The sequence below is a fragment of the Magnetococcus sp. PR-3 genome (assembly GCF_036689865.1).
In the GTDB taxonomy this organism is placed as follows: domain Bacteria; phylum Pseudomonadota; class Magnetococcia; order Magnetococcales; family Magnetococcaceae; genus Magnetococcus.
Map to the genome: position 1 here is coordinate 25,245 of NZ_JBAHUQ010000004.1, position 26,257 is coordinate 51,501.

26 protein-coding genes are annotated in these 26,257 nt (G+C 50.8%); 12 read left to right on the top strand and 14 right to left on the bottom strand.

Going from position 1 to position 26,257, the window contains the following annotated elements:
- Positions 1-94 precede the first annotated feature (94 nt).
- From V5T57_RS04095 to V5T57_RS04120, 6 genes are all read right to left on the bottom strand, one after another.
- Positions 95-2,209: a chemotaxis protein CheA gene (locus V5T57_RS04095; protein WP_332889891.1), complete on the bottom strand. Its 2,115-nt coding sequence runs from the start codon at positions 2,207-2,209 to the stop codon at positions 95-97.
- Positions 2,210-2,266: 57 nt separating this feature from the next.
- Positions 2,267-2,632: a response regulator gene (locus V5T57_RS04100; protein WP_332889892.1), complete on the bottom strand. Its 366-nt coding sequence runs from the start codon at positions 2,630-2,632 to the stop codon at positions 2,267-2,269.
- 5 nt (positions 2,633-2,637) lie between these two features.
- On the bottom strand, positions 2,638-2,964 hold the full coding sequence (locus V5T57_RS04105; RefSeq protein ID WP_332889893.1) for an STAS domain-containing protein: 327 nt from the start codon (positions 2,962-2,964) through the stop codon (positions 2,638-2,640).
- Between the two features lie 205 nt (positions 2,965-3,169).
- A complete protein-coding gene (locus V5T57_RS04110; protein WP_332889894.1) occupies positions 3,170-3,796 on the bottom strand; it encodes a thiamine phosphate synthase in 627 nt (208 codons plus the stop codon).
- A gap of 5 nt (positions 3,797-3,801) precedes the next feature.
- On the bottom strand, positions 3,802-4,416 hold the full coding sequence (locus tag V5T57_RS04115; protein ID WP_332889895.1) for a 7-carboxy-7-deazaguanine synthase QueE: 615 nt from the start codon (positions 4,414-4,416) through the stop codon (positions 3,802-3,804).
- On the bottom strand, positions 4,409-4,837 hold the full coding sequence (locus V5T57_RS04120; protein ID WP_332889896.1) for a 6-pyruvoyl trahydropterin synthase family protein: 429 nt from the start codon (positions 4,835-4,837) through the stop codon (positions 4,409-4,411). The genes V5T57_RS04115 and V5T57_RS04120 overlap by 8 nt, the downstream gene beginning before the upstream one ends.
- Positions 4,838-5,027: 190 nt before the next feature.
- Here V5T57_RS04120 and yoaA point away from each other — a divergent pair, with 190 nt between their 5' ends.
- From yoaA to V5T57_RS04155, 7 genes are all read left to right on the top strand, one after another.
- Positions 5,028-6,992, top strand: coding sequence for a DNA repair helicase YoaA (gene yoaA / locus V5T57_RS04125; RefSeq protein ID WP_332889897.1), 1,965 nt, complete (start codon positions 5,028-5,030; stop codon positions 6,990-6,992).
- Entirely contained in the window at positions 6,989-7,456 is a 468-nt protein-coding gene (gene rimI / locus V5T57_RS04130) for a ribosomal protein S18-alanine N-acetyltransferase (RefSeq protein WP_332889898.1), read from the top strand. Before yoaA ends, rimI begins: the two co-directional genes overlap by 4 nt.
- Positions 7,457-7,529: 73 nt before the next feature.
- Complete coding sequence (locus tag V5T57_RS04135; protein ID WP_332889899.1) at positions 7,530-8,189, top strand: thioredoxin family protein; 660 nt, start codon at positions 7,530-7,532, stop codon at positions 8,187-8,189.
- Positions 8,190-8,216: 27 nt separating this feature from the next.
- Entirely contained in the window at positions 8,217-8,669 is a 453-nt protein-coding gene (locus V5T57_RS04140; RefSeq protein WP_332889900.1) for a CBS domain-containing protein, read from the top strand.
- An 11-nt stretch (positions 8,670-8,680) separates the two neighbouring features.
- The gene (locus V5T57_RS04145) at positions 8,681-9,448 is read left to right on the top strand and encodes a hypothetical protein (RefSeq protein WP_332889901.1); all 768 of its coding nucleotides are present in this window, start codon (positions 8,681-8,683) and stop codon (positions 9,446-9,448) included.
- On the top strand, positions 9,438-9,914 hold the full coding sequence (locus V5T57_RS04150; protein ID WP_332889902.1) for a CYTH domain-containing protein: 477 nt from the start codon (positions 9,438-9,440) through the stop codon (positions 9,912-9,914). Before V5T57_RS04145 ends, V5T57_RS04150 begins: the two co-directional genes overlap by 11 nt.
- A 3-nt stretch (positions 9,915-9,917) precedes the next feature.
- Complete coding sequence (locus V5T57_RS04155) at positions 9,918-10,781, top strand: symmetrical bis(5'-nucleosyl)-tetraphosphatase (RefSeq protein WP_332889903.1); 864 nt, start codon at positions 9,918-9,920, stop codon at positions 10,779-10,781.
- 117 nt (positions 10,782-10,898) lie between these two features.
- Here V5T57_RS04155 and V5T57_RS04160 read toward each other — a convergent pair whose 3' ends face one another.
- Genes V5T57_RS04160 through V5T57_RS04170 form a run of 3 tightly spaced genes read right to left on the bottom strand, consistent with a single transcriptional unit; the run spans position 10,899 to position 12,564 of the window.
- Complete coding sequence (locus tag V5T57_RS04160; protein WP_332889904.1) at positions 10,899-11,255, bottom strand: hypothetical protein; 357 nt, start codon at positions 11,253-11,255, stop codon at positions 10,899-10,901.
- On the bottom strand, positions 11,252-11,596 hold the full coding sequence (locus V5T57_RS04165; protein ID WP_332889905.1) for a hypothetical protein: 345 nt from the start codon (positions 11,594-11,596) through the stop codon (positions 11,252-11,254). Before V5T57_RS04165 ends, V5T57_RS04160 begins: the two co-directional genes overlap by 4 nt.
- 23 nt (positions 11,597-11,619) lie before the next feature.
- Positions 11,620-12,564, bottom strand: a complete 945-nt coding sequence (locus V5T57_RS04170) for a glycerophosphodiester phosphodiesterase (RefSeq protein WP_332889906.1) — start codon at positions 12,562-12,564, stop codon at positions 11,620-11,622.
- A 242-nt stretch (positions 12,565-12,806) separates the two neighbouring features.
- On the opposite strand from V5T57_RS04170, the gene V5T57_RS04175 reads away from it, so the two are divergent.
- Entirely contained in the window at positions 12,807-16,010 is a 3,204-nt protein-coding gene (locus V5T57_RS04175) for a response regulator (protein WP_332889907.1), read from the top strand.
- A 58-nt stretch (positions 16,011-16,068) separates the two neighbouring features.
- On the opposite strand, the gene V5T57_RS04180 is transcribed toward V5T57_RS04175, so the two are convergent.
- On the bottom strand, positions 16,069-17,286 hold the full coding sequence (locus tag V5T57_RS04180) for a DUF790 family protein (RefSeq protein ID WP_332889908.1): 1,218 nt from the start codon (positions 17,284-17,286) through the stop codon (positions 16,069-16,071).
- Positions 17,280-18,671 (bottom strand): DEAD/DEAH box helicase, encoded by a 1,392-nt coding sequence (locus tag V5T57_RS04185; RefSeq protein ID WP_332889909.1) that lies wholly within the window; start codon positions 18,669-18,671, stop codon positions 17,280-17,282. Before V5T57_RS04185 ends, V5T57_RS04180 begins: the two co-directional genes overlap by 7 nt.
- Here V5T57_RS04185 and V5T57_RS04190 point away from each other — a divergent pair.
- On the top strand, positions 18,670-19,569 hold the full coding sequence (locus V5T57_RS04190; protein WP_332889910.1) for a TauD/TfdA family dioxygenase: 900 nt from the start codon (positions 18,670-18,672) through the stop codon (positions 19,567-19,569). The two genes, V5T57_RS04185 and V5T57_RS04190, sit on opposite strands and share 2 nt — an antisense overlap.
- A gap of 1,520 nt (positions 19,570-21,089) precedes the next feature.
- Here the strand turns inward: V5T57_RS04190 and V5T57_RS04195 are convergent.
- A complete protein-coding gene (locus tag V5T57_RS04195; RefSeq protein WP_332889911.1) occupies positions 21,090-21,650 on the bottom strand; it encodes an XdhC family protein in 561 nt (186 codons plus the stop codon).
- Positions 21,651-21,767: 117 nt separating this feature from the next.
- Between V5T57_RS04195 and V5T57_RS04200 the strand changes: the two genes are divergently transcribed.
- Both V5T57_RS04200 and V5T57_RS04205 read left to right on the top strand, forming a co-directional pair.
- Positions 21,768-22,094 carry a hypothetical protein gene (locus V5T57_RS04200; RefSeq protein WP_332889912.1) on the top strand — a complete coding sequence of 109 codons (327 nt, stop codon included), beginning with the start codon at positions 21,768-21,770 and terminating at the stop codon, positions 22,092-22,094.
- A gap of 298 nt (positions 22,095-22,392) precedes the next feature.
- Positions 22,393-23,313, top strand: a complete 921-nt coding sequence (locus V5T57_RS04205; protein ID WP_332889913.1) for an AEC family transporter — start codon at positions 22,393-22,395, stop codon at positions 23,311-23,313.
- A gap of 228 nt (positions 23,314-23,541) precedes the next feature.
- On the opposite strand, the gene V5T57_RS04210 is transcribed toward V5T57_RS04205, so the two are convergent.
- Together V5T57_RS04210 and thiS are read right to left on the bottom strand one after the other, a co-directional pair.
- Positions 23,542-24,087: a hypothetical protein gene (locus tag V5T57_RS04210; protein ID WP_332889914.1), complete on the bottom strand. Its 546-nt coding sequence runs from the start codon at positions 24,085-24,087 to the stop codon at positions 23,542-23,544.
- Positions 24,088-24,098: 11 nt separating this feature from the next.
- Positions 24,099-25,079: a sulfur carrier protein ThiS gene (gene thiS / locus V5T57_RS04215; protein ID WP_332889915.1), complete on the bottom strand. Its 981-nt coding sequence runs from the start codon at positions 25,077-25,079 to the stop codon at positions 24,099-24,101.
- 410 nt (positions 25,080-25,489) lie between these two features.
- Between thiS and V5T57_RS04220 the strand changes: the two genes are divergently transcribed.
- Complete coding sequence (locus V5T57_RS04220) at positions 25,490-26,050, top strand: hypothetical protein (protein ID WP_332889916.1); 561 nt, start codon at positions 25,490-25,492, stop codon at positions 26,048-26,050.
- The last annotated feature ends 207 nt before the right edge of the window (positions 26,051-26,257 follow it).

Here is a 26,257-nt window from a genome sequence, read left to right on the forward strand (position 1 = left end):
GTTATGACATGAGAAATAAAAAAGCCAAAGGCCTGCATAGCAGGCCTTTGGCTTTTTTGGGATGTAAGGTGTCATGCCTGCCGATGAGGCTTGATTAACCGTTGGTGCCAGTCAGTTCCTGACGCTCAGCAAGGCGAACCATCTTAGACAGATCAATAATCAGTGCGACTGTGCCATCCCCCAGGATGGTTGCCCCTGAAAATTCATCGGGATGTTTAAACCCTTTGCCCAGAGATTTAATCACCGTCTGGTGCTGCCCAATGACATGATCGACAACAAAGCCCATTTGCTGGCCTTCAACTTCAGAAATAACAATCTGTTCCACATCCGGTGGATGACCACCAATGTCAAACCGCTCTCTTAAACGGATATACGGAACAATGTGACCCCGTACATTGATAACCTGCCGACCATGTGTGTTGGCAACATCCGTTCGGGTTAGTTCGACACACTCCTCAACAGCGGCCAAGGGGAGTACAAAGTACTCATCATGGATCTGTACCAACAGGCCCTCAATAATCGCCAGTGTCAGGGGCAGTTTTAAGGTAATAGAGGTGCCTTTACCCAGTTCACTGTCGACATCCACCGAGCCGCGCAGTGCATCAATGGATTTACGCACCACATCCATACCAACACCGCGTCCAGAGACGTTGGTAATCTTGGCTGCTGTTGAAAAACCGGCACCAAAGATTAACTGGTAAGCCTCTTTATCGGTAATTTCCAGATCTGCAGGCAGTTGGCCCTTTTCAATGGCTTTGGTGCGTAGCCGGTTGGCATCCAGTCCCGCACCATCGTCGGTAATGCGAATAAGTACGCTCGCACCACTATGCTCGGCCGAAAGATGGACCGTCCCAGCAGCTTCTTTGCCTAGGGCCTTGCGCTCTTCTGGTCCTTCCACACCATGATCAATGCTGTTACGAATGATGTGAACCAGAGGGTCATTCAGTTGATCAATAACCGTTTTATCCAGCTCTGTATCCGCACCGGAGGTGGTGAGTTCAATCTGTTTACCCAGCTCTTTAGAGAGGTCGCGAACCAAGCGTTTAAACTTATTAAAGGTGGTGCCAATGGCCAGCATGCGGATGGACATGGTGTTGTCCCGCAGTTCACTGGTGAGCCGCTCGACCTCTTCTGCAATGAGCTGAAGGTCATGGTTTGCTTCACTGTGGGCCGTTTGGTTTAACCGGGCCTGGACGGTGACAAGCTCACCAACCAAGTCCACCAGCTGGTCTAGCTTGTCAGAAGGTACCCGTACACTGGCGGCCTGTTCCCGAACTTTATTGGTCGCTTGTTTTTCTTTAACAACCTTCTGCTCGGTTAGTGCGGCATCCACTTGCCCTTTGCTGACCAATCCCGCTTGTACCAGACGGTCACCCAGGGGGTTGGTGATGCTCTCTAGCGTATCTTTATCAATATCGCCACGCTCAACCAGCAGGTCCCCCAGCCGTTTGACATCGGCCTGATCGTCTACATCTTCTTCACGGTCGATCCGCCGAATGTTCAGGTCACACTCATCTTCAACAAAGATAAAGACATCTTTGATGGCCTCTTCCCCCTGGTCGGTGGTAAGAAACACCTCCCAGTTGGTATGGCACTGCTCAGGGTCCATTTCGGCTAAAGGCGGGATGGAGTCACTGATCCCAATGATCTTCGTAGACCCCAACTCCATAATCTCTTCAACCAAGAGCAGTGGGTTGGTTCCGGTCATAAAGATATTGGCATCGGGCTTAAAGCGGATGCGGAAGGTGTGCAAGCCACCCTCAAGCTCCTCTTCAGCATCTTCAAGAACGGGCTCTTCATTGGCTGGGGAGTCGCTGCTGGTTTCTGAGCCTGGCAGTAGGGCGCGCAGGCCTAAGATAATACGCTGGGCATTATCTTTGTCCGAAGGATCACCACCGCCAGCTTCATCCAAAATGCTGCGGATCTGATCACGCGCAGCAAGGGTGAGATCGATAAGCTCTTTGGTAACAGGGATGGCCCCTTCCCGAGCTTTATCAAAGACGGTTTCCACATCATGGGTAAATTCGGCAACTTCATCAAAGCCAAACATGGCCCCAGAGCCTTTGATGGTGTGCATGGCTCGGAATACTCGCCCAATCAGATCCATATCCGTGGGGTTTTCCTCCAATTCCAGAAGGGAATCTTCCAGTTCCGATAGAAGTTCGTAGGCCTCTTCGGTAAATGCGCTGGTATCAATTTCCACGGACATGGATCCCAACTCCCCGGTTGCAGGTCGTCTCTGTTTGGGTACGTTAAAGCACGTGTTTTAACGCAATACTTTTTTAATTACCGTCAATAACTGATCTGGCTTGAATGGTTTGACAATCCATCCTGTTGCCCCTGCCGATTTGCCTTCTTGTTTACGGCTGGCTTGAGATTCAGTTGTAAGCATCACAATGGGGGTGAATTTAAAGGCGGGTAGTGCCCGTAAATTACGAATAAGGGTGATGCCATCCATATTGGGCATGTTTAGGTCGGTGATGACCATGTCCACCGGTGATGCCTTAAGCTTTGTGAGCGCATCTTGCCCATCCACCCCTTCAACGACGGTGTAGCCGGCACTTTTAAGGGTGATGCTTACCATCTGTCGGACGCTGGATGAATCATCCACCGTCATAATCGTTTTGGCCATTTCCTTTACTCTCCCGCATTCCACAATTGGGTTTGATCCGAGGCCACGCATGCTTGGAAACCGGCAATACGGACGGTTTCACGAAAAGCCTCGGGTACCTCTCCTTGAATGGTCAGGTGCTTACCACCATCAACCAGAGCACGATGCATGGCGCAAATCAGTTGTATTCCAGCCAGATCCACACGGGTGACCCCGCTTATGTTAAGGGCTAGGTTTTCACTGTTTTGCACAGCATTGACACAGCTTTCCTTCAGCTCGGCTGCCTGTTGAATGGTTAAATCGCCGTCCAAAGTCAGGGTGGCGTTGGCACCATCGGCACTGAGTTGAAACATGACTGCCCTCCCTCTGAAAGTGGTTCGTGCACACGCTCGATACCAATATTTATGGGTCAATAAGTCTGTTCGTTGCAGATACTGACCGCATGTAACTGACTTTTTGTCCTGTAAACCCGCCTCTTATAGGGCACTTGCCAGCGTCATGCACACCGCTAGTGTAACAAAGGCAGTCGGTAGAAGATGAATAAAAAATGATCCATGACTAAGCTTTTGTACGCTTTTCATGATTTAACAGATGTTCAACCGCAGCCTTGGGATCGCTGGAGGTGCAGACTTCCCGTATCAGTGCAACGCCATGTGCCCCTGCCAAATAGGCTTGATGGGCATTATCAACATTTATTCCCCCTAAGGCTAGGACTGGCCCAGAGAGTTGCTGTACCCACTTGGCAAAGGTCTCCGGGCCTAAATGGGGGGCCCCTGGATGGCTAAGCGTCGCAAACAGAGGGGATAAGGTTATATAGTCGGCCCCTTGCTTAAAGCTCTGGGATGCACCCTGAAGCGTGTGGCAAGAGCGCCCAAGGAGTAAATGTTCACCTATTTGAGCCCGAATGGGAGCTAAAGATTCCCCCCCATCGCTCATATGTACCCCCGCAGCTGCGACATGGGGCAATAAATGTGGGCGGTTATGCAGCAATAGTTTGGCCCCCAATGGGGTGATAAGCGCCCATAAGGATTGTGCTTGGTGAAGATAATCGTGATCAGAGAGCGTTTTTTCACGCCATAAAATGTGCTGTGCGCCTCCCGCAATGGCGGCGGGTATCCACTTTTCCCAAACCGGGCAAGCGGTGGTATCTGTAATCACAAGCAGGCGAGGCGCGGTTGGACGCATGGGGCTTAATCAACCCCAATATATTTATGGGTCTGCAGAGATAAGCGCCATGTTCCGCCACTTTCCAATGCCCACCGGTAGCATAAATCTACAGCGCGTGGATCTGGGCCTGAGGGCAGGGCGCGGGGTTGCAGCCAAAAATTGGGGTGTTGGCAACTGCTGAGTTGTTGTTTTTCAGTGTCTCCGGCATCCGGTCCGATCACAAATTTAATCTCGTCGGCGCGCTCATAGACTGTCTGTGGCAGGGGGTTTTTGGGGGATAGTGTCACCCAATCAACTTCAGCAGGGATCTCCCCCCCCTCGCCACATGTTTCCATGGCAATCCAATATTCCTGTTCTTTAAAGTACTCAACCAGGGTGTCGAGCTCGTCGGCAATTAAGGGTTCCCCGCCGGTTAGAAGAATATTGGGGGTGTTCGGGGCTATTTCTAAAATACGGGCACGGATCTGTTCTAAGGTCAGATGTTCGGCCTTGGTTGGTTGGCGATGTAAGGGCTCATCACACCATGAACATTGCAAGGGGCAGCCAGAGAAACGAATGAAGACCATGGGTAGGCCTGTATGGGTGGCCTCACCTTGGACAGAGTGAAAAATTTCACAAATGGCATAGGTTTTAGACATGAAAATTCATCCCTTGTGCATCTTTTCTATCCGCTTCAGCCCATGCATTAATGGTTTCCCACAAACGCACACGTTCAATTTTTAGATCCCCCAACTCAGGGCGGCCTTCTAGCTCACGCATGCACCAACCCACAATCCAGGCAGACATATACTCTGCGGATGTGTAAGGGATGTTGGGGATCGATTCGTTGAGATCCCGATGGTCTAGGTAGGGGTCAATCAGCTCATCTTTAACCAGATCATTAACAATACCAAAGTCCGCAACAAAGCCGGATTGGGGGTCGCTCTCCTGAGGGGGGCGCACCGTGCCAGAGAAGATCATTTCTAAACGATAGGAGTGCCCATGCAGGCGTTGGCACTTGCCATCGTGATAGGGCAGCCGATGGGCGGATTCAAATTTGAACATTCGGGCAATCTTCATGGTGCTTCTCACGATCGTATATAGCGTGAATAAATGGACGGTCATGTATTCAATGGTTGGCCATTGTAGGGGGGGGAGCCCATAGCGTCAATCTCAGCTTCCCCTCCGTGCATGGTTGCCTTTGGCTTTGAGCGGCGTCATCATCATTGGTTCGCATGAATACGCATGCGTTTTGATTATTGTGGATTCCATGGACGAAATTGAAAGTTGGACACAAACCCTGTTTGGTCCCGAAAGTGCCCTGGCTCAGAGCCTGGAGAATTATGAACCCCGTGGCGCCCAGGTCCGTATGGCAGAGCTCATTGCCCGAACGGTGCAGGAGGAGGGGTTGCTCATGGTCGAGGCCGGTACCGGTACCGGTAAAACCTTAGCCTATATGCTGCCTTTGTTGGCCATGGGTAAAAGGGTGGTGGTCTCCACCGCAACCAAAGCGTTGCAGGATCAAATTTTAGAAAAAGATCTACCGCTTTTACGGCAAGTGGTAGGGACCCGTTTTAGTGCCACCTTATTAAAAGGTCGTGCAAACTATTTGTGCTTACACCGTTTTAAGCAGATGCGGGCCAATAGCCAAATGCTGCGTAGTGAAGCCCGTGAGTGGTTGGATGTTATTTCAGACTGGTCGGCTTTTACGGTGCAAGGGGATCGTGATGAGTTAACCAACCTCCCAGAAAAACTGGATATCTGGCCAGAGCTTTCGACCAATGGCGATGATTGCTTAGGGCAGGAGTGCCCTGATCTGCAGGAGTGCTACCTGTTTAAAGCCCGCGCCCGGGCCAAAGAGTCACAATTGGTGGTGGTTAACCACCATCTGTTTTTTGCAGACTTGGCGGTTAGGGAGGGGGGCTTTGGTGAGATTTTACCGGATTATCAGGTGGTGGTATTTGATGAAGCCCACCAAATTCCTGATGTAGTCACCCGTTTTTTTGGGTTGGAGGTCAGTAATTATCAAATGTTGGAACTGGCTCGGGATTGCCGCCGAGAGATGGATATGGTGGGGATGGATGATCCTGACCTGTTGCATCATCTTACGGTGGTCGAGGAGAGCGCGGCTGTTCTACGGACCGCTTTTCCGATAGAAAATAGTCGGGATGCCCTGGCGCCTGAGCATCTGGAACAAGAGGCGGGCCGAGCTTTGGTGCGCTGTGAACAGACCCTGCATAAATTGGCAGAGCTGCTTGAACCTCACCTAGAACGTAGTGCTGGCCTGGGCAGTTGTGGCCGACGTTTGGAAAAACTGCTGATTGCATCCGGCACCATCCGTACCTTGGATGACCCCGAACGTATCTACTGGTATGAGACACGGAACCGTGGGGTGTTTTTACAAGCCTCTCCCCTCAACGTGGGGCAGACCATGCGTGAGATGCTCTATCCACGGGTGCAGTGTGCGATCTTTACCTCGGCCACACTCTCGACAGGTAAGGGGGAAAAAGGGTTTAGCTATTTTATGAGCCAATTGGGGCTAGACCCGGAAATTGCGACCTGCGAGCAGCTACCCCCGGTCTTTGATTATCCCCGTCAGGCACGTCTCTACCTACCCCGGCGTTTGCCCGAACCCAATGCACCGGGTTTTGCCAATATGTTTATTGAAGAGCTGGTAGATCTTATTCAAGCCAGCCGTGGTCGTGCGCTCTGTCTGTTTACCAGCTATCGTATGATGGGCCAGGTGGAAAAAGTGTTAGCCCGTCGCATACCCTACCCGGTGTATGTGCAGGGCGAACGTCCCAAACGGGCCTTGTTGGAGATGTTTAAAACCCAAGAAAACTCCGTGTTATTAGGAACCAGCACCTTCTGGGAAGGGGTAGATATTCCGGGGGCTGCGCTCTCTATGGTGGTGATCGACCGTTTACCTTTTACCCCACCAGATGATCCCATAAGTGCCGCGCGTAATCGGTTTTGTGAAAGTCAGGGTGGTAACCCTTTTATGCAACTGTCTGTGCCTCAGGCGATTCTAACCTTAAAACAAGGGGCGGGGCGTTTGTTGCGCCGTGCGACAGATCGGGGGGTGATTGCTGTGTTGGATGCACGTATAAGCCGCCGTGGTTATGGTAAACGTTTTGTTGCAGGTCTACCGCCCGCAACCTGTATTTATGACCTTGAAGCGGTACAACAGTTTTTTGCCCAAGAACAGGATGTTGTGCTGGAAGAGTTGCCATGATGCATCTGACACCCATGCTGGCTAGCCACTGTGTTGCTTTGGCAGAGTTGGATTATCATATCTCGCCCAAGCCTTGGACAGAGGGTATGTTTGCAGAGGAGCTGCGCGAACAGAGTGTGGCTCTGGTGGGGTGGCTTGAACAACGGCTGGTGGGTTTTGCCATTGCCCGAGCCCAATATGAGAGTTGGCATGTCATGACCTTGGGCGTCGAGCCGGAACAACGTCGCCATGGTTATGGTCTGATATTGATGGAAGGGTTAATCCAGGGCGTTGGTCGTCGCGCAGGTGATCGGTTGGAGCTGGAGGTACGGGCTTCTAACGGAGCGGCCATTGGGTTATATGAGAAGCTGGGTTTTATCCACCAGGGGGTGCGACCTCGTTATTACCCACTGGGTCACCATGGCCGGGAAGATGCTGTCTTGATGATGCTGACATTGAAGCCGGATAGCTCGGATGATATTTGAGGGATGATTCCAGACCTGGGTTTGCATTACAGTGGATCTGGGAAGTGTGGGTGAGAGGATAGGTTAAAGGACAATGCCAAGACCACAGGCGATTTTACTCATGGGGCCAGGATGCCCCCACTGCAGCACCATGCTTACAGCACTCTCTGAGCTATTAGAGACCGGTGAGCTGGCCAAGCTGGAGGTGTTCAATGTACAGCGGTTTCCAGAAGAAGCGGCCACCCGTGGTGTGCGTTCGGTACCATGGCTAAGCCTTGGGCCGTTTGTTTTTACGGGGGCATTGACCCTTGCAGAGTTGAGACACTGGTTGGCGCAGCGACGTGAACCTAAAGGTATGGCGCTCTATTTTGACCATCTGTTCTCTTCAGGTCAGCGCCAGTTGGTGGAGACCATTGTACGTAATCAACCCAAGCATCTCTCGGCATTTGTGGATCTTTTGGGGGACGATAAAGTGGGTATAAACACCCGCCTGGGGGTCGGGGTGGTTCTAGAGGAGTTGCAGGGTTCAGGTATTTCCCAGGTTCTGACCGAGGGGTTGTGCAAGTTGACCGAGCATAAAGACCCCCGCATTCGTGGTGATGCTTGCCACTACCTCCCTTTAACCGGGGACCGTACCGCCATTCCTTACCTGGAAGCTCGACTGGATGATGATAACGGTGATGTTCGAGAGATTGCTCGTGAAGCGCTGGATGAGTTGGATGATCAATCCGGTGGTTCCCTAACGGTGCATTAAAATAATGAAACGCCATAGGAGAGATCCATGCGTGTAGAAGATGTGATGACGGGTGAAGTGCGGACGGCAAATCGCGAAGATGATCTGAAAAATGTGGCGAGTGTTATCTGTGCGCTCAAAGTGAGCGGCTTGCCCGTTGTGGATGAGATAAACCGGTTGGTGGGTATTATCTCTGAGAAAGATATTCTCAATGCGTTGCTGCCCAGCTATTCGGAATATTTGGCTGATCCTGTCAAAGGGCGGGATTTTGAAGCGATGGAAGCAACCTATCCTAAGGTTATGGAAAAAAAGGTGGATGAGATTATGACCTCATCGGTCTTTACCTGTAGCCCAGAAGACCCTGTGTTGGATGCTGCTTCTCGGATGACCTCCCACCATTTTCGTCGGTTACCGGTGGTGGATGAAAAAAATGTGTTGGTGGGTATTGTCAGTCTTAGTGATATTCATCAATCCATTTTTAAACAGACATTTGCACTATAAGGGAAGTCACCATGGCACGTTTTATCATTCTGTCCGGACCAGCTTGTGTGGGCAAAGGGCCCTTAATGTCTGCCATGGAGAAGTTCTATCCGGATCTGTTGGCCAATATGGAGCGGGTGGTCCTCTACAATGAACGGGCACCCCGGCCCTATGAGAGAGATGGGGTGGATTATCACTTTCGCCCCCGTAAAAAGATTGATCAGATCGGTCAGCAAGATGGTTTTTTAACCTTTGAAGCGCGTGGTGAACTGCAGTGTCTTGAGCTAGCCACGTTGAATAAAGCGCTGGATGCTGGACGGGATGTCTTTTTTGAAGGCAATACCTATTTGGTTGAAAAGCTGAAAAGTATTGGGGTTCTAGAGCGTTTTGATACGCTGAAGGTGTTTCTCTCCCCACTCTCTAAAGCTGAGATTGAGCATCTTAACGGGTGTGACCCTGCGGTGGACCTGAAGAGTTTTGTGGCGGATATCATGCGCCGCAAACTGTTGCACCGAGCCGCTAAGTGGAAGGGAACACTGAGCTTGCCAGACTTGCAGGATGTCGAGCGTCGGGCGACCCGTGCCTTGACGGAAATGTCCATGGCTTATCAGTATGATGCTGTCATCGCCAACCATGATGGGGAAGGGCATGATCACTGGGATGCCTTTTATCACCCCATTGGGGATGCTCGGCGAACCATGGAGACCTTTGCCGGATTGCTGCAAGGCAAACGGCTCCATGGCCGAACTGAAGATTGGGATAAATCTCTCATTACCAGAAGGATGCTAGATGAGCTTTGAGATTGAACGCAAATTTCTGATCGCCCATGACGGTTGGCGTGGGCGCAGTGAAGGGACACTCTATCGCCAGGGGTTCCTCTCTACGGACAAAGAGCGGGTGGTACGGGTTCGGGTAGCTGGTGACAAAGGTACACTGACCATTAAGGGCAAGTCCCAGGGGGCCAAACGCCCTGAATATGAGTATGAAATTCCGGTGTCGGATGCGGTGGAGATGCTGGAGAAGCTGTGCCAGCGCCCTTTAATTGAGAAACACCGCTACCTTATTGAACACCAGGGTCATACCTGGGAGGTCGATGAGTTTTTTGGTGAGAACCAGGGCTTACTGGTGGCTGAGGTGGAGCTCTCCAGTGAAGAGGAGGCGGTGGTTCTACCCGATTGGGTTGGGCAGGAGGTCACCGAGGATTTTCGTTACGCCAACGCCTCATTGGTTGCTCATCCGTATTGTCAGTGGTCCAAAGAGGTCTAGACGATGGCGATCTATGCCATTGGTGACTTGCACGGTTGCGTCGATGAGCTTAAGCAGCTACTGGACCGGTTGAATTTCGATCCTGCGAGTGACCAACTGTACTTCACGGGAGATCTGCTCAGTCGTGGGCCCGATGGGCTGGGTTGCATGCGCCTGGTGCAATCCTTGGGTTCCCGTGCGGTCACAACATTGGGGAACCATGAGGTCCGTTTGCTGGCCTTAGAGCATGGTGCTTTACCAACTAAAGAGCATCATTGGCATACAGATTATCTACAAGCAGAGGATCGTGACCAGTTGTACCGTTGGGTTAGGCAGATGCCCTTAATGGTGCAAGAACCTGTAAGTGGCGCCTATATGGTCCATGCCGGTATTCCTGCCCATTGGTCCTTATCTGAGGCTCAGTCGCTGGCCGACCAAGCGGTGGCTCATCTTCGAGATGATGATGATGTTATGGCGCTGTTTGGGGTCTTAAAACGGGGGTTGCCCCTACGAGACCCAGGCCCAGCCGCGACAAAGTTGGAGCGCAGCGCCTTTGTTATGACCGCACTGACCCGTATGCGTTTGTGTAAAACAGATGGGGCATTGATCTGGCCCAAACAGTTGAAAAAAGATGGGGTTGAGCCTTACGCCTTTCCACCCTTAGGGTACCCCTATCAACCCTGGTTTAAACAGCGAACCTGGCAAGCTGGGGAAAAAGTGCTCTATGGGCACTGGGCGATGGTGGGGTTGCAGTTGCACCATCATAACCCTGGCCAGAGCTTTGGCTTAGACTCTGGCTGTGTCTATGGTGGGCAACTGACCGCCATGCAGTTGGATGACCCTTCTCACCCCACAATCCAGATAGATTGCCCGGGTTATGTGGGTTAATTCAGCCAGCTTCTGACTGGCTGCTTCCTCAAACAAATCCCCGACATCTTATCCCGGTTGATCCAGCCAAACGTACGATCTGCTCATGTCGGCCTTGGGCAATATCAGATCGCGTACTTATGCTTTTAAGTACACAAAAAAGTAGAGGATAAGGTTGAACATGATCAGTAGGTTGGTCCCCGTGAGCATGCCCAGGATATAGCGTTTCATCCCTGCTCGGCGGGCACGACGGATGAGGGGGATGACAAAAATAAGCTGACCAAAGCCAAAGAAGTAGTACAGGGCAATGTAAATGGGCTCTAAAAGTGGCACGCCACGGGTCAGTTTGCCCAGGAGTGCGGCAACCAGAAAATAGAGGGTAAACAGCAGTACATGGACACCAAGTCCGGCGACATACTGTTTAATACCACTAAAAGGGCGAGCCCAGAGAACCAGTTTATCGATATAGGTCAGATCCGTTTCTGGGGTGCTCATCCAATAATCTCCAGTTTCAGCACAATCACGAGAATATTGAAGACGACCAGGGTTCCCGCAGCTTTTTGCAAGCCTCGGGTGGCATCAGGCAGGTTCTTTTCAGCCAGTGCTTTGGCCACAAATGGGGTGAAAAGAAACTGGCCCATACCAAAAAAGAGTATCGGAATGCTAATAACCCGGTTAATGATGCTGATATCCAGCTCCAGCAGTAACATGATCGCAAAAAGCAGGAAAATGGCGCCAAAGTAGAGGGTCATAAGCGCATATTGCAGCAAAAAGCCACCAATTTGTTGTTGGTTTGGGCTTTTGCTTTCGAAAAGAGCAACGAGACGTTCCATCATGAGGCTATGTTTGTTCTCTTGAATTAAGGGGTGATTTTCTTTTGTGGCAGCGCTGCATGCAACGCCACCATATCTCTTACCCGGTTGGGCAGGTCGCTGATAATACCGCAGACCCCCGCTGCAATCCAGCGTGCCATCTGTAGTTTATCGTTGCAGGTCCATATATTGACGCCATAACCGGCCTCTTGCAAGCGTGAGATCAGCATTTCTCCCTGTGGGCTCAGGGCATCATAGGGTGGCGTGCAGCCGGGGTGGTAGGCTGTGGCATGTAGGGTTTGCAAATAGGGTTCAACATGCTTCAAAGGGGTATCCGCCAACAGTGCTGTGGGTAAGGCGGGATCAAAAAAGTGTACATGGCGAAGCTGATCGGTGCTAAAGGAGGAGATGAGGGTACGGCTGGCCATCTCATGGCTCTGGACCAGGGCGACCACTTGTTGGGCCAGCTGGGTATCTGCGGCAGAAGGGCCTGGTTTAAGTTCAATATTGATTCCAATCCCTGCCCCTTGTGCCCAGGTTAAGACCGAAGCCAGGGTCGGGATGGTCACGGCCCCGGATGCATAATATTCCAGATCCTCCGTGCTTAAGTAGGCATTGAGCTCTTCTGGAAGGCGTAGGGTTAAATAGTCTGGAGCATCCTGCCCCTGCATGGCAGCTTGATGGGCTTGGACAAACCAGCGCCCGGCATCCAACTTTTGTAGTTGGGCGAGGGTAAAGTGGTGTAGAGGGTACCCCCCTGAGGGTACAGGTGTGAGCTTATGGGCGGCATCGGTCGTGCGGGTGAGGGTGGCATCATGAAAAACCACAGGTATACCATCAGCCGTGCGTTGAACATCCAGTTCAATGGCATCTGCTGCGGTGAGGTTAATGGCTTTTTGAAAGGCTGCCAGGGTGTTTTCTGGCGCATAGGCGCGGGCGCCCCGGTGGGCGATAATGGCGGTGCGACGGGATCGGTTTAAATAAGGAATCATGATCCTGCCCTGATCGGATTATAAATCGATAACGGTCATTGCCCTTATATCAATTATGTGCAAGAGCATTTAAGCACCATATTCAATTTTGTGCGATTTATAACCAAAATAGTTACATTTGCCGATCATTTAAGTAAGGGATTGCATGAAAGATTGTGGCATACTGAATAAGGTGAACCTACTGATAACAGAGCTTTAACGAACCGTTCATGCTTAATTATGGCGTGTTTTGGGGGGAGTGTATGGGAATTCAGAAACGGATTTTACTGCTGATTGCCCTATTTCTGCTGGCGGCCTTTAGCGCGGTTGAGTGGCGCTCCTACCATCAATTAAAAACACAGGCCGAAGCGGATCTGCGTAATCAGGCAGAGATTGTGCGGGGCATACTTATGTCGACCCGCCGTGTTTACCAGCACGCCTTCCTTGAAAGTAGCATTCCTTTAACCCGCAAAACCGTCAAGCTTCTCCCTGCCCACGCATTAAACCGGATCTCCAAGGACTTTCCAAACTGGTTTAAAGGGGGGGTTAGTTTTAACAATGTTTCAGATATCCCCCGCAACAAACATCAAGCAGCCAACGGTGTAGAGTTGGAGGCGATGGCGTTTTTTCGCCAAAACCCCACCGAACAGAAATGGTTTACCCAGTACCAGGATAATCAGGGCGCTCCCTACTATCACTATGCCACCCCTATTTGGATCGAAGAACACTGCCTGAAGTGCCATGGTTCAATTGAAAAAGCTCCAGAGCCGATCCGTGCCATGTATAACACTGGCTTTAATTATAAGTTGGGTGAACTGCGTGGGTTGATGAGCATTAAGCTCCCTGCGGAACATATTGACCAACTGGTTCGGCGGCAGTTTATTGAAAACGGTATCATCCATCTCTTGATCTTTGGCGCCGCCTTTTTTGCCATGAGCTATTTTTTACGGCGGGATGTTGGGCGTCCCCTGGAGGCTATCACCAGTGCGGTCCGTGATTTTGGTCATGATCGGGCTATTCCTGCACTGGCCAATCAGCCCGGTGAGTTTCAGCTATTGATAGCAACCTTCCATGAAATGGCAACAACGGTTGTGGTTCGAGAACGGGAGGTCCAGGAGCGGCAAGCCCAAATTGAGCTACTGTTGGACTCCGCCGGGGAGGGTATTTATGCCATTGATATTAATGGGCTGTGTACCTTGTGCAATCCAACGGCTGCTCAGTTGTTGGGCTATGGGGATAGTCACCAGTTGATCGGAAAAAATATCCACGAACTGTGTCATCGGGCCGATGCGGAAGGAACCCCCATTCCTGTCGGTGGTTGTCCAAGTTGTGATGTTATTAGCAATCAGTCGGCGGTTCATTTGCAGTTGGAGTATCTGCAAAGGCAAAACGGTACCCTTTTCCCCGTGGAGATGCGTATTCATCCCATGTTGCAAGAGGGGGATGCCATTGGGGCTGTGGTGCTCTTTAATGATATCTCCCGACGGTTGGATGCCGAACAAAAACTGCAATCGTCTGAGCGGCACTTCCGTACTTTGGTTGAGGCTCTGCCAGGTATCTTCTACCAATGCGCGTTGGATGAAGATTGGACGATGTACAGCCTGGGGCAAGGTATTGCCGCTCTTACGGGCTATCCATCCGATGCCTTCCTCTTCAACCGGGAACGGAGTTATGCCAGCGTGATCTATGCTGAGGATCTACACCAGGTTCAGAGAGAAATAGCGGAGGCTGTTGCAGAAAAACGGGTTTATAACCTGGAGTATCGGTTGGAGCATACCGATGGTCGGCCTCGTTGGGTGATGGAACGGGGTCGTGCGGTTTACGATGAGCAGGGTAAGGCAGAAGTGCTCTATGGTGTTCTCTTGGATATCTCTGAGCGCAAGCAGTATGAACAACGTTTGGAACAAGCGAAAAAGCAGGCTGATGCAGGTAACTTGGCTAAAAGTGAATTCTTAGCGGTGATGAGCCATGAGATCCGTACACCCCTTAATGCCATTATGGGGATGGGTGATCTGCTTGCAGAAAGTGGCTTAAGTACCGAGCAGAAACACTATTTAACCGTCAGCCAAAATGCGGGTGAGACCTTAGTCGAGTTGATTGAAGATATTTTAGATCTGTCACGCATTGAGGCGGGTGAGTTGGAGTTGGACCCTGGGCCTTTTGATGTTGAGCAGTTGGTTGAAGAGGTTTGTGAAGTGATCTCTGCCTCGGCCCATGAAAAGGGGTTGGTTGTGCCCAGCCGAGTTGATCCAGCTTTGCCTCCAGTTTTGGTTGGAGATAAAAAACGGATTCGGCAGATCCTTTTCAACCTGCTGTTTAATGCGGTTAAGTTTACAGAGCAGGGCGAAGTGGTGTTGGATATTAGTCACGATTCGGAGCGGGCGGCGCCAGGTGCCATTATCCTTCGTGTCTGTGATAGCGGCATCGGTATGGCTCCAGAGATGTTAGAGCGGGTCTTTGATCCCTTTACTCAAGCAGATTCGACCATCACCCGCCAATTTGGTGGGAGCGGTTTAGGGCTAACGATCTGCAAGCGCTTAACCGAGAAAATGGGGGGTTCTATTGAGCTGGATAGTGAGGTGGGGCTGGGAACCACGGTGATGATTAAGCTGGTTCTACCCGTGGGTAGCAGCCGGTTGGTGGAGGTTTCACGAGAAGCGGTTGATTTAAAAGGGGCCCACCTGCTGTTGGTGGATGATAACCGCAACAATCGCGAAATTTATACAGAGTTATTGCAACAAGAGGGCGCGTTGGTTGAAGCATGCGTGAATGGGCAAGCCGCCATGGCGTTGTTGGAAGAGGGCGCGCTGTTTGATCTGGCCATTTTGGACTTTCATATGCCTTCAGAGGATGGTTTGACCTTGGCTGGACGAATCCAGGCAGCAGAGCCAGATTTGCCTTTGTTAATGCTTAGTTCAGATCAGCACCCCAGTGCAGCCAAGCAGGCCCGTGAGATGGGGATAACTTTCCTGCTCAAGCCTGTACGTCGGCACCTGTTGCGGCAGACCGTGGGGCAGTTGGTGAAGCGGCATGAACACTTTGAACCCGCTATTGTACCTAAGCCGGTGGAACCCATTGAACAAAAAGATGGGCTGAAAATTCTGCTCGCGGAAGATGTACCAGAAAATGCCATGCTCATTGAGGCTTATGTGGAACAGACACCTCATCAGGTGGTGGCTGTCGAAAATGGCCAGTTGGCACTGGAGCGCTTTATTGTCGAGTCCTTTGACCTGGTGTTGATGGATATTCAAATGCCGGTCATGAATGGTCTGGAAGCAACACGGACCATTCGGGCTTGGGAGAAGGAGCAGGGTAAAGCCCCGACCCCCATTGTGGCTTTGACGGCGCATGCGATGAAAGAAGATGCTCCTAAGTCCATGGAGGCAGGGTGTAATAAACACCTGACCAAGCCTATCCGTAAAAAGGTGTTCCTGGAGCTGCTCGAGGCATTTACACCAGAGGTATAAACCGGCAAAACCTTGGGTGGGGCGATTGGTTTGGGTTTAGGTATGGTAGTCTCTTCTTTTAAAGGCTCGCTTCGAGCACTTTAACCAAATTACGGACTGAGGGTAGATCTCGGAATAAAAAGCCCCGTTGATCAAAGAGCGGATTTGCCTCCAGCTTATCGGCGACCTCAGGGTTTTTGGTTAAGCTTCGCTCCACCCCCAGTATGAGGGGAAGCTTGTCTGGGCCGACCTTCTCTAAGTATTCCAGGCGTCTTAGTAAGGGGGCAGCATGCCAGCGATGGAACAGCTCTAGATGAAACGGCTTGCCATCTTTGCTAAAGGCCATATCCGGGGCGCAGATCTCCTGCTGACCCAGATCGAGAATGGGTGGATGTTCATCCACCGTCCAATCGGGATGTTTTTCCCGAAAACTGAGGGCAAATTTGGCAAAATCCTCATCTGGTCGGTAAGCGCGGGTGCGGGTATACCAACTGGCCAGAGGGTTGCCGTTATCCAGGATTAAAGTGGCTTCAGGTTTACCTTGAATACGGATGGATGCTTCCAGCTTCCAGGCCTCTTGCAGCAGCAGTGTGGGAAAAAATAGCGCCAGCTGCATGCCGTATTTTTGCGTCTGTTCCAGTACCGATGTTGGGCCGTCCAGAACCATCTCAACACGGCCACTCTTTTGCCGGTTAACCCGTGCCAGTAGTCGGTGAAAACGTAGCTGTTGAAGCAGCAAACGTAACTTGCCAGGATCTGTGGCTTTAAGGGTAATGGTTAGACGTTCTGCACGCAGCAAAAGCCCTTGAACCTGGGCTGCATTATAGCGGTAGAGCAGTTTTTTGCTCTCCATGGGGCGGAATGCTTGCAGGGGTTGGCGCTCGGGCAGATCCTCGTAAAGGGCCGCGGCCAGTATATCGGCCTGGCTATCAAACGCTTCAGCCACAGTACGCCGATAGTAGGGGAGCTCCTCCATATTCTCTTGTTGGAGCAGCTCTGCAGCTTTTTGAAAAATGGCTGTCCGGTGTTCCACCGCTCCATCGTCAGGTTCACCAAAGGTGCAGCGATCCAAGAGCAGTTTCTCAAACCCTCTTAGAATTTTTGGAGAGCGATAACCGGTGGCAATAACCGGCCCGCACAGCTCTGACAGCTCCGCTCGGGTTTGACCCTCACCATGAACAAAAATATCCGTTAGGGACTCAACCGCATTGAGCAAGGCGCGGTTGTTGACATCAATAAACCCAGGCTTAATTTTACCACTGCGTTGGTTAAAACGGAGGTGTTCCTTGGTCAGCATGCGTCCAGCACTCCCTGATCCTTTTGGTAAGCGGCATGTTGTCGGCGGCGGGCGCTGGTAAAGGTCTCAGCCGTATCTTCACTGACCAGTTCATACAACATAGCCTGTTTGCCTTCCCTGGGACGAAGAATTCGACCCAGCCGTTGCACATGTTCCCGTACGGAACCTGTGCCAGAGACAATAATCCCCACGGCCACATCCGGTACATCCACCCCTTCGTTGAGTACCCGGGAGGTTACCATATGCCGGATCTCACCTGCGCGGAACTGCTCTAGCATGGTTTTGCGTTCGGACATTCGGGTTTTGTGGGTAATGACCGGAAGAAAAAAGGTTTCTCCAATGGCATAAGCGGTCGCATTATCATCTGTAAAGAGAATGGCTTGTTCTAGGCGGTGTTCTCTGAGTAAGTGCCATACGGCGCGCAATTTGGCGCGACTGGCTCGAGCGATTCGCTTTTGAGTGAGGTAAGCTTTAAAGGCTTCTCGCCCCTCTTTGGAGCGGGTGCAGAGCATAATAAAATTATTCCAACCACCAGGGGAGCCTAAACGGCACCCATTAATCTGGGCAAACTGTTTGTATTGGTGGTAGGCGGCGTCGTAGGTTTCCCGCTCATCATCATCCAGAACAATGGGCACCTGGTGGAGTTCATAATTCGCCAGATACTCCCCTTCCAAATGCTGAATCTCAACACGGTGGACTTGGGGGCCAAGTAGGTCGTAGAGCATGGCCTCGCCGCCGTCTGTTCGTTCTGGTGTGGCGGTTAGCCCAAGTCGGAAGGGGGCCACACACATGGTGGCGACAAGGCGGTTGCTTGGGGTTGGCAGGTGGTGGCACTCATCACAGATTAATAGCCCAAAGCGGCAGCCATACCGTTCCATATGGATGGTGGCGGAGTCATAGGTGCTGACGGTGATGGGGCGTAAAAGGTGTTCACCACCGCCAAGCATGCCGATCTCTTGATTAAAAGCTTCTTGAAGTTGTTCCACCCACTGGTGCATGAGGTCCAGTGTGGGAACGGTAATGAGTGTGTCACGGCGTATGCGCTGCATGGCCAAGCGGGCCACCAAGGATTTGCCGGAGCCTGTGGGTAGAACAACCACACCATTGTGGTCTTGTTCAGCCCATTTTTGGATGGCGGTTTTTTGGTGTGGCCGTGGCTGAAAAAGGGTGGCGAGATTAAAGTCTTGTTTCTCAAAAGCCTTGGCTTCATCGGTAAAGGGTATCTTTGCGCGATGCAGGGCCAGGGCAATCGTGCCATAATAGCGAGCTTCTGCCCGATAGGCTTGAACACGGTCATCCCAGGTGACCAAGTCTGCCACCAGGGCCAGTTCTTCCGCGGAACCGTACAGAATGAGAGTTCCCAGATTGAAGGTGATACGCACCATGGTTCAGATTCCAGTTGATTCCCCGTTTCATCCGGATAATGCGGATGGTTATGCCCAGTGGCGTACAGCAAAACTGGCTGCCTACCCTGCGCTAGAGGATATGATGGTGGAGATTGCCGATCCATTCAACCTTAGCTCTGCGGAACGGGCACAGATTGTGGATCTTTGTGGCCGGGCTAACATGGCCATGTACCGGGTTAAAGGTGGGGATGTGGCGGAATCTGCCTTGCCCATGGCGGTGTTGCGTCAGGTGATGTCTGCGCTGAGGGTCGACCGAAATGAAGGGGCGGATGAAGAGGGGGTAAGTGCCTTAACTTTGCGGGATGATCCTCCGTTTAAAAACTTTATTCCCTATAAGGCCCAGGCTATTCAGTGGCATACCGATGGCTACTATAATGTGCCTGAGCGTACCATCCGCGGTATGGCCCTGCATTGTGCCCGACAAGCGCAGGAGGGGGGCGAGAATGATCTGCTGGATCATGAACTGATGTACATCCGTCTGCGTGATCAAAACCCTGACTTTATCCGCGTTCTTATGGCAGAAGATGCTATGAGTATCCCCGCGCGGACCAATCGTGCGGGTGAGGTGGTCCGTGCCGAGTGTGTTGGGCCTGTGTTTAGTGTGGATGGTGGTGGATATCTGCATATGCGTTATACCGCCCGTACCGTAAGTATTGGTTGGAAGGCTGAAGCGGCTGATGCTGTGAAGGCATTGGAAGCCGTTTTGAAAAATACGGATGAACCCTATGCCCACCATGTTCGAATGGAACCAGGTATTGGTTTGATCTGTAATAATGTGCTGCATACCCGGACGGGGTTTGACCCTTCGGATAATCCTGATGAACACCGGTTGATGTACCGCATTCGCTGTTTAGACCGTGTGGATGCTTCCTCATAGGGATGGCGAGGGCCTAAAAGAATGAAGATGCGGTCTCCCTTGCCCTTTGTATGCCTGTCATGGGTGTAGAGCTGCAGAGATGGGTTTAATGAGGGTAAGGGGGTCATGCTGTGGGCTGACGGCTAAGGGCCAGCCAAGTAGGTCTGTGACCATTAAAGTGAAGAGCTGCCTAGTAGGGTGCCCCCTTAAGTTAAAGATGTAAGGTCCGGTATAGGGGGGCTTTGCTGTCACCGCTCGGTTTGCTGAGTGGATAAGATATCCGAGCTATCGGTATGGATCTGTTTTGGATCGGGTAGGTAAAGCGGTCTGTCCGCTTGCTATAAAAGCAATTTTCCCATGGGGTTTTATGACCCTGTCACCTGTTACCCATGATCGAGCATACGCGCCCCCCACCATGTTGTTCTCTCTTAAGATCGGTCAGATAAACCGGATGTTATGTTCCTTAGCAGCCGATGCTTGTTCTGTTGAAGATATTTTACCATCTGGTCACCCGCTTACTACGACCTCTGTTACCCGTAGGTTTTGTGGTGGGATTGCTTGCGCATGCCTATCAAGCTGTGCTGTCTAAAATAGAGCTTAACCTCTGCTTGTGTTGGAGGAAAAAGTAGTGCTTGTGCCTCAAGCCCTCTCTTAGAGTGTTCCTCTGCCATCAGGGCTGAACGTGTGCATACATGGTTTGGTGGACACTTCATCAATCGTAGGTTTGCCTGGTAACCCCTTGTTAAACACAAGCTGTCAGGTGGTTTGTTAAAAGTGCAGGTGTGGCAAGAACGATATCCTGGAACAGGGCATCCTAAACCGAATGAGATAAAAGAGGGTTCTGGTTTGGGCGTTAGGCTCTTGAGCCGCGCAGGGCGGGTAGGGAAGGTTCGTTGTTACAGGTGTGAGAGAAGCACCATACACACAAAAAAAGCATCCTCGGCAAGCGGGGATGCTTTTTATGGGATGCTGGATCACACCTGCGCGGGGGCGTAGAGGGAGGGGGGGGTGCGCAGATGCGATCACAGCCGTCACGACAGCAAACACCGTCGTAATTCCAATTCTTTTCCAGACTTTATCGCGTCTTGACCAAGCTTGGTAACGGCGTGTTTCCGTGCTTGGTTGATTTATTAATGCACGAAAACAATGCTTACGGAAACTGAAGTTTTGCAACTAAGTGTAACTACGTAACGGAAGTTTCAGGTTTGTCACAAACCGTTCAGCCTGAGAATGGAGATTTTGTGTGATTAAAAAGGGATGGCGTCGGATTTTCTAGAGATTTGACCCTATTCAAATCCGTGAAAATGATTGAGTTGCTTGTTTATAAGTTTCATTAAATTTGATAGTTATATGAAAATCCTGCATATGGCCTCTGTTTTGTGCTTTGGACCTGACCTTCTGTCATGCCCAAAGAATTTATATCGGCCTATAAAAAAGTAGCGTTACAAAAAAATCCCCATAAAGGCAGGTAAAGCCGTGTATGCAACTAGGTAAAAACACCTAAAAACAGGGTTTAGCACGGAGCGATCAGGGTTTGTGGGTTACTTTTCTTTGCCAGGGCATGTTTTTTGTGCACGGTCTGGCTGGTCGTTTGCCAACTTTTGCGGGCGAAGATCATTAAGGCGTTCGGCAGAGCCTTGGTAGTGGCGCATTTGAATTTCTGAAAGAATGGATAGAACGATAGAGGGTGTATTCTCCCCGCCTAGATCCAGGCCTGCCGGTGCCGAGAGGCGTTTGTGTAGCTTCTTTTGAATGTTATCGTCGGCTTTGTTTGAAAGTTCATCAATGATACTCTGCCCCCGTTTGGCGGATGCGATCAGATAGATGTGTTCAACACCTCTTTCCAGTAAGGCGTAGATCACCTCGGGGTCTTTTTTATGTCCACGGTTGACAATGGCATGGGTGTATGGGGGAATGCCGAGCTCTGTTTTAAGAAAATTATGGGCAATGGGCTCTACATTGGGTGGCCATGGATATTGGGGTACATCTCGATCCATAACCGTGACTTGCCAGCCTAAAGTTGAGGCTGTTCTGGCGATTAGGCGGCCAATTTTTTTACAACCAATGATCAATAATTTAGGGTCTTGGGTTTGCGTTGACATATAATTGGCCTCATAATATCAGCTGGTGGTTAGTGGGGGTATTTTTCCGCTTTTTAACTCGACTTTGCAACCAGATACCATGGTGGGAATGGTGTTTGGGTAATCGTGGAATGAGATATGGCTGGTATGATGACTGAGGAACCCCATTTAGAGGATTTTGAAAAACTTTTTTCTCTCTATCCAGAGGAGGCTTTTTATAATAGAGAGCCTCACCCCCAACCCGATCCACTTCAGTTTCTGTTCCGGCAGGTCATGCAGATGTTAGCCTGTCGGTCTGCCTTTGTGATCTCCATGCCCCGGCCTTTTTTAGAGGCTTCCAACCATTATAACAATGGTAGCCCTGCCACGGTTAAGCATTTTAACAATACAGAAAACCGTAATTTTTTTCTTTCTGATCTAAAAGAATGGTTAACCTTGCAGAAGGTACAACGTGAAAAAAATTAGCACCATGTACCAGTCCATGTGAATGATGGCTAAACCACGTCCATCACGGTCATGCAGCTTGGACAGGTTGTTTTGAAAGGTGGTGGATGGTGTTGAAAGCTGTCGTTACAGAGATAAAGCGTGTATGGCCTGCCTAGCTCCATCGGTGATCCTGTTCATGCTTTGCTATCCTGCGGTCATGGTGTCTACACATTCTTACGCGTAAGGGGTGGCATCCGTTCCCATCAAAGCAAGGCATTGCTTGCACCTTGCGATCTCATCACCCCTCTTTCCCGTTGTTTGGGCTTGGAGTAGGCCTATGCTGAATATTCTTAATGCATTGGGACCCATCTTTTTATTGGTGATCGCAGGGGCTTTGTTAAGGATATTGAAATTTCCTGGCGATGGCTTTTGGCCATTAGCTGAACGTTTTGTCTATTTTTTGCTTTTTCCCGCACTGTTAATCAGCAAATTAGCGGTTGCAGATTTTGCGACTGTGGCCGTGGTGCCCTTGGCATTGTCTGTTGTGGTGCCACTGTTGGTGGTCAGTGTGGGTATGGTAGTGTTGAGCCCGCTCTTACACCCGACAAAAGCAGGCTTTACATCCATTCATCAAGGGGCGATCCGCTTTAACACCTACGTGGCGCTGGCTGCGGCTGAGCAGCTATTTGGTGAAGCCGGGTTGGCGTTGGCGGCTATGACCATCGCTTGGATGATTCCCTTGATCAATGTGCTCTGTGTCAGCGTCTTTGCGCTTAAGGTCAATGAAGATCGCTTTAGCTTATCTGTTGTGGGCAAGGATCTGATACGTAACCCGTTAATTTTAGGCTGTCTGGTCGGGTTGTTTCTCAATACTAGTGGTCTAGGATTACCCGGTTGGTTACACCCGACACTAAGTCTATTGGGGCAGCCTGCGCTTCCCATGGGGTTGTTGGCTGTGGGGTTTGGTTTGCGTCTTTATATGGATTTTGGTGTGTTGCGAGATCTCGGCTTGACCGCGTTGCTGAAGTTTATACTGATGCCTATTTTAGTCTATTTGGTGGGCCAGCAAGTGGGATTGCAGGGGGTGGGCTTGCAGATCGTGGTACTGTTTTTTGCCATGCCTACGGCACCATCGGCCTATATTTTGGCTAAGCAGATGGGTGGGGATGCTGAGTTGATGGCCAAGTTGATTACCGGGCAAACCCTGTTGGCGATGATCACATTGCCGTTGACGATGCTTGTGGTTGCACAGTTGTAAGTGAATAAAGGGGGTGGGTGGTGACTGATCTTGACGGCATGCGTGCGGGAAGGGATTGATAGGTTGTTGTCCGTTACCTAAGTGCGCGGGGGCCATGACGGTTTATCTGCGGCAGTATAGGTGTTGCTCATTGAGGGTGAACGGGGCTAGAAGAGCCGTGGGGCTTGGGGGGTTGACCTGCAAAATGACGGTTGCACGGTAGCCAATCGTACAACCGTCATCCAGAATTTACGAACGGAACATATTAAACAGCCCGCGACGACTAACCGGCTTTTCAAGGTGGGTTGTCATCGATTTTTTAATTTTTGGGTTCGGTGCTGTTGAGCCAACAGCTTTTGCCGCTGCCATGGCATCCATACTATTTAGATAGTTTTGTACTTCACGAATGATGGTCTCGACAAAATGGTGGCCTGTCTCGGCTTCCCAACCAATAATAACCGGTTTAGTACCCGATCCTGTCTCCAAAAGGGCGCCCTGACCACCCGCTACCCGACCTGAATGATCCCCCTCCAGTGGAACAGCGGATTGTATAGGCGGGTTGATCTGACCAGGACCCAGCCAGTAGACACGCTCAATAGCCCAAGGGGTGACCAGCAGTGCCGAAGCCAGTCCATCATCACGCGCGGCTGATTCCAACTCAACCATCACTTCCAGTGCAGCGTTGATGCCGGGTCGGGCACTGTCTAAGCTGTGGGCTATGCGGTCATTGGCAACTTTTAAAGCAACCGGGTCTGGCCAACGACAATCCCACATGGGCGGGTCCTGGTCATGCATCTACGCACTCCTTAAAAGAAGGTGCCGTCCAAGGGGCTAGAAGCTGTGGCATAAAGCTTCTTTTGAATCCGACCCGCCAAATAGGCTTGGCGACCTGCCGTAACCGCATTTTTCATGGCATGGGCCATTAAAATAGGATCTTTGGCACCCGCAATGGCGGTATTCATGAGTACGCCATCACAGCCCAGTTCCATCGCAATGGCAGCATCAGAAGCTGTTCCTACCCCGGCATCTACCAGAACAGGAATAGTGGCCTGTTCCACAATAATGCGGGTTGTATAGGGGTTGCGCACGCCAAGGCCTGAGCCAATAGGGGCGGCTAGCGGCATAACCGCGACGCAACCCATATCCTCAAAGCGTTTGCACAAATAGGGGTCGTCTGTGGTGTAGACCATGACCTTAAAACCCTCTTTAATCAGCGTTTCAGCCGCTTTTAGGGTCTCCGGATTATTTGGCCATAGGTACTTTTCATCACTCAGGACCTCCAGTTTAACCAGATCCCAACCGCCAGCTTCCCGCGCCAAACGTAAGGTGCGCACAGCATCTTCAGCGGTGAAGCAACCGGCTGTATTGGGAAGGTAGGTGTATTTCTTTGGGTCAACATAGTCCGTTAGCATCGGTGCCGTTGGGTCACTGACGTTCACCCGTCGAACCGCAACGGTGACAATGTCAGCGCCGGAGGCTTCAATGGCGATTTTGGTCTCTTCAAAATCTTTATATTTACCTGTGCCAACCAGCAGACGACTATTAAAAGTCAAACCAGCGACTTGCCAAGGGTCTGCAGGAGCATCTTGACCACCACCGATAAAGTGTACCACTTCAATGCGGTCATCTTCGGCCAGTTTGACGTTGTTATAGGTGCCTTTGGTGACCACTTCCAGATTGCGTTCCACCGCCACCTTTTCTGGTGCAAAGCCCAGCTCTTTTAACAGATCTTCTATGCTATGACCTGCTTCGGTGTTATGGGATTCGCCGTTTAACTGGATTTTCATCTTCATCCTCTCCATGAGAATTAGCTGCCACCAGCTAGGTCCATCGAACCTTTCGATGGGTCGGGTGGCAGGGTCACTGCTGTGGGCTTTGGAAGATCATAAAGGTCGAAAAGTTCCCGCTCAAGGTAAAGTTGGGGTCTTCAGATCTTTTCGGTTAAATGTCGGGGTAAAGTGGGTTGTGCGGTTGCTGATGTTTATGAATTCAAGAACAGAACGGAGGTTGATGGCAGAAAGGGCTAACAGGCGCGGTTGTGCATCCCTCGATCATTATTGTTGTCTAGGGGGGTGTATACATTGAGTGTGGGTCGCAAAAGCAGAGCTGTTTTTTAAGGGTATAAGCCCGGTTCACTCTTCCCCTATAGAGGGAAATGGTTCACACTGCACAGGTTCGTTTATAGCAGGAGAGACTGATGAGCTTGGATTGGCAAAGCACCATAGAGCAGTTAGCCACCATGGCACGGGAAACCCGTGTTGAGGAGGCTAATGCCCAAATTGAAGAGATTCTTCATCAATATCCAGAGGTGGTGGGGCAGTGGTTTCTGCTTTCCAAACTATTGGCTGGGCAAGATCTGATATGGGAAGAGCGTATTGAGAAGGAGCTGGAGCGTTTTGGTGCTGCACCAGCAAGAGCTTACCGGGCAACCATCCATACATTGAATGATGCTGTTCGCGGGGCTCAGCCTGAGGAAACACCAGACGCAGCTGCTGCAAACGTTCCACAGGTGGTTGAAGAGGCTGAGCCAGAACCTCTAGAAACAGAGAGGCAAGCGCCAGTTCCATGCGTTGAAGCGATTGAAGCTCCGAGCCCTGTGGTTTTAAATGAAGATCAGCAGCGGCAAATGTGGCGTCTACAGGGGTTTTTAGGTCGGCTTTATGTCTACGACTTTACCTCCAAAACCCGACAGGGGCAGGATAGCCGCTTGAAGGGCTTGTTGGATAAGGTAAAAGATTATCGGACACAACGCGGCTGATTATGTGTACTCATCTATATGTATCGATATTTTTGCCTTAATTTGGCTGAAATTTCGTTGAATAAGCGTCTAAAAGGGCAAAATCATCAGATTTTGCCCTTTTTCATTTTTGGCTCTCGATCACTCAGCCTTTTTGGTAGATGGTAAAAAAAGCGATGAAATAGGCGCGAATCAGTCAAAATCCCTCGTTTTTGTCATTTTTTTTAC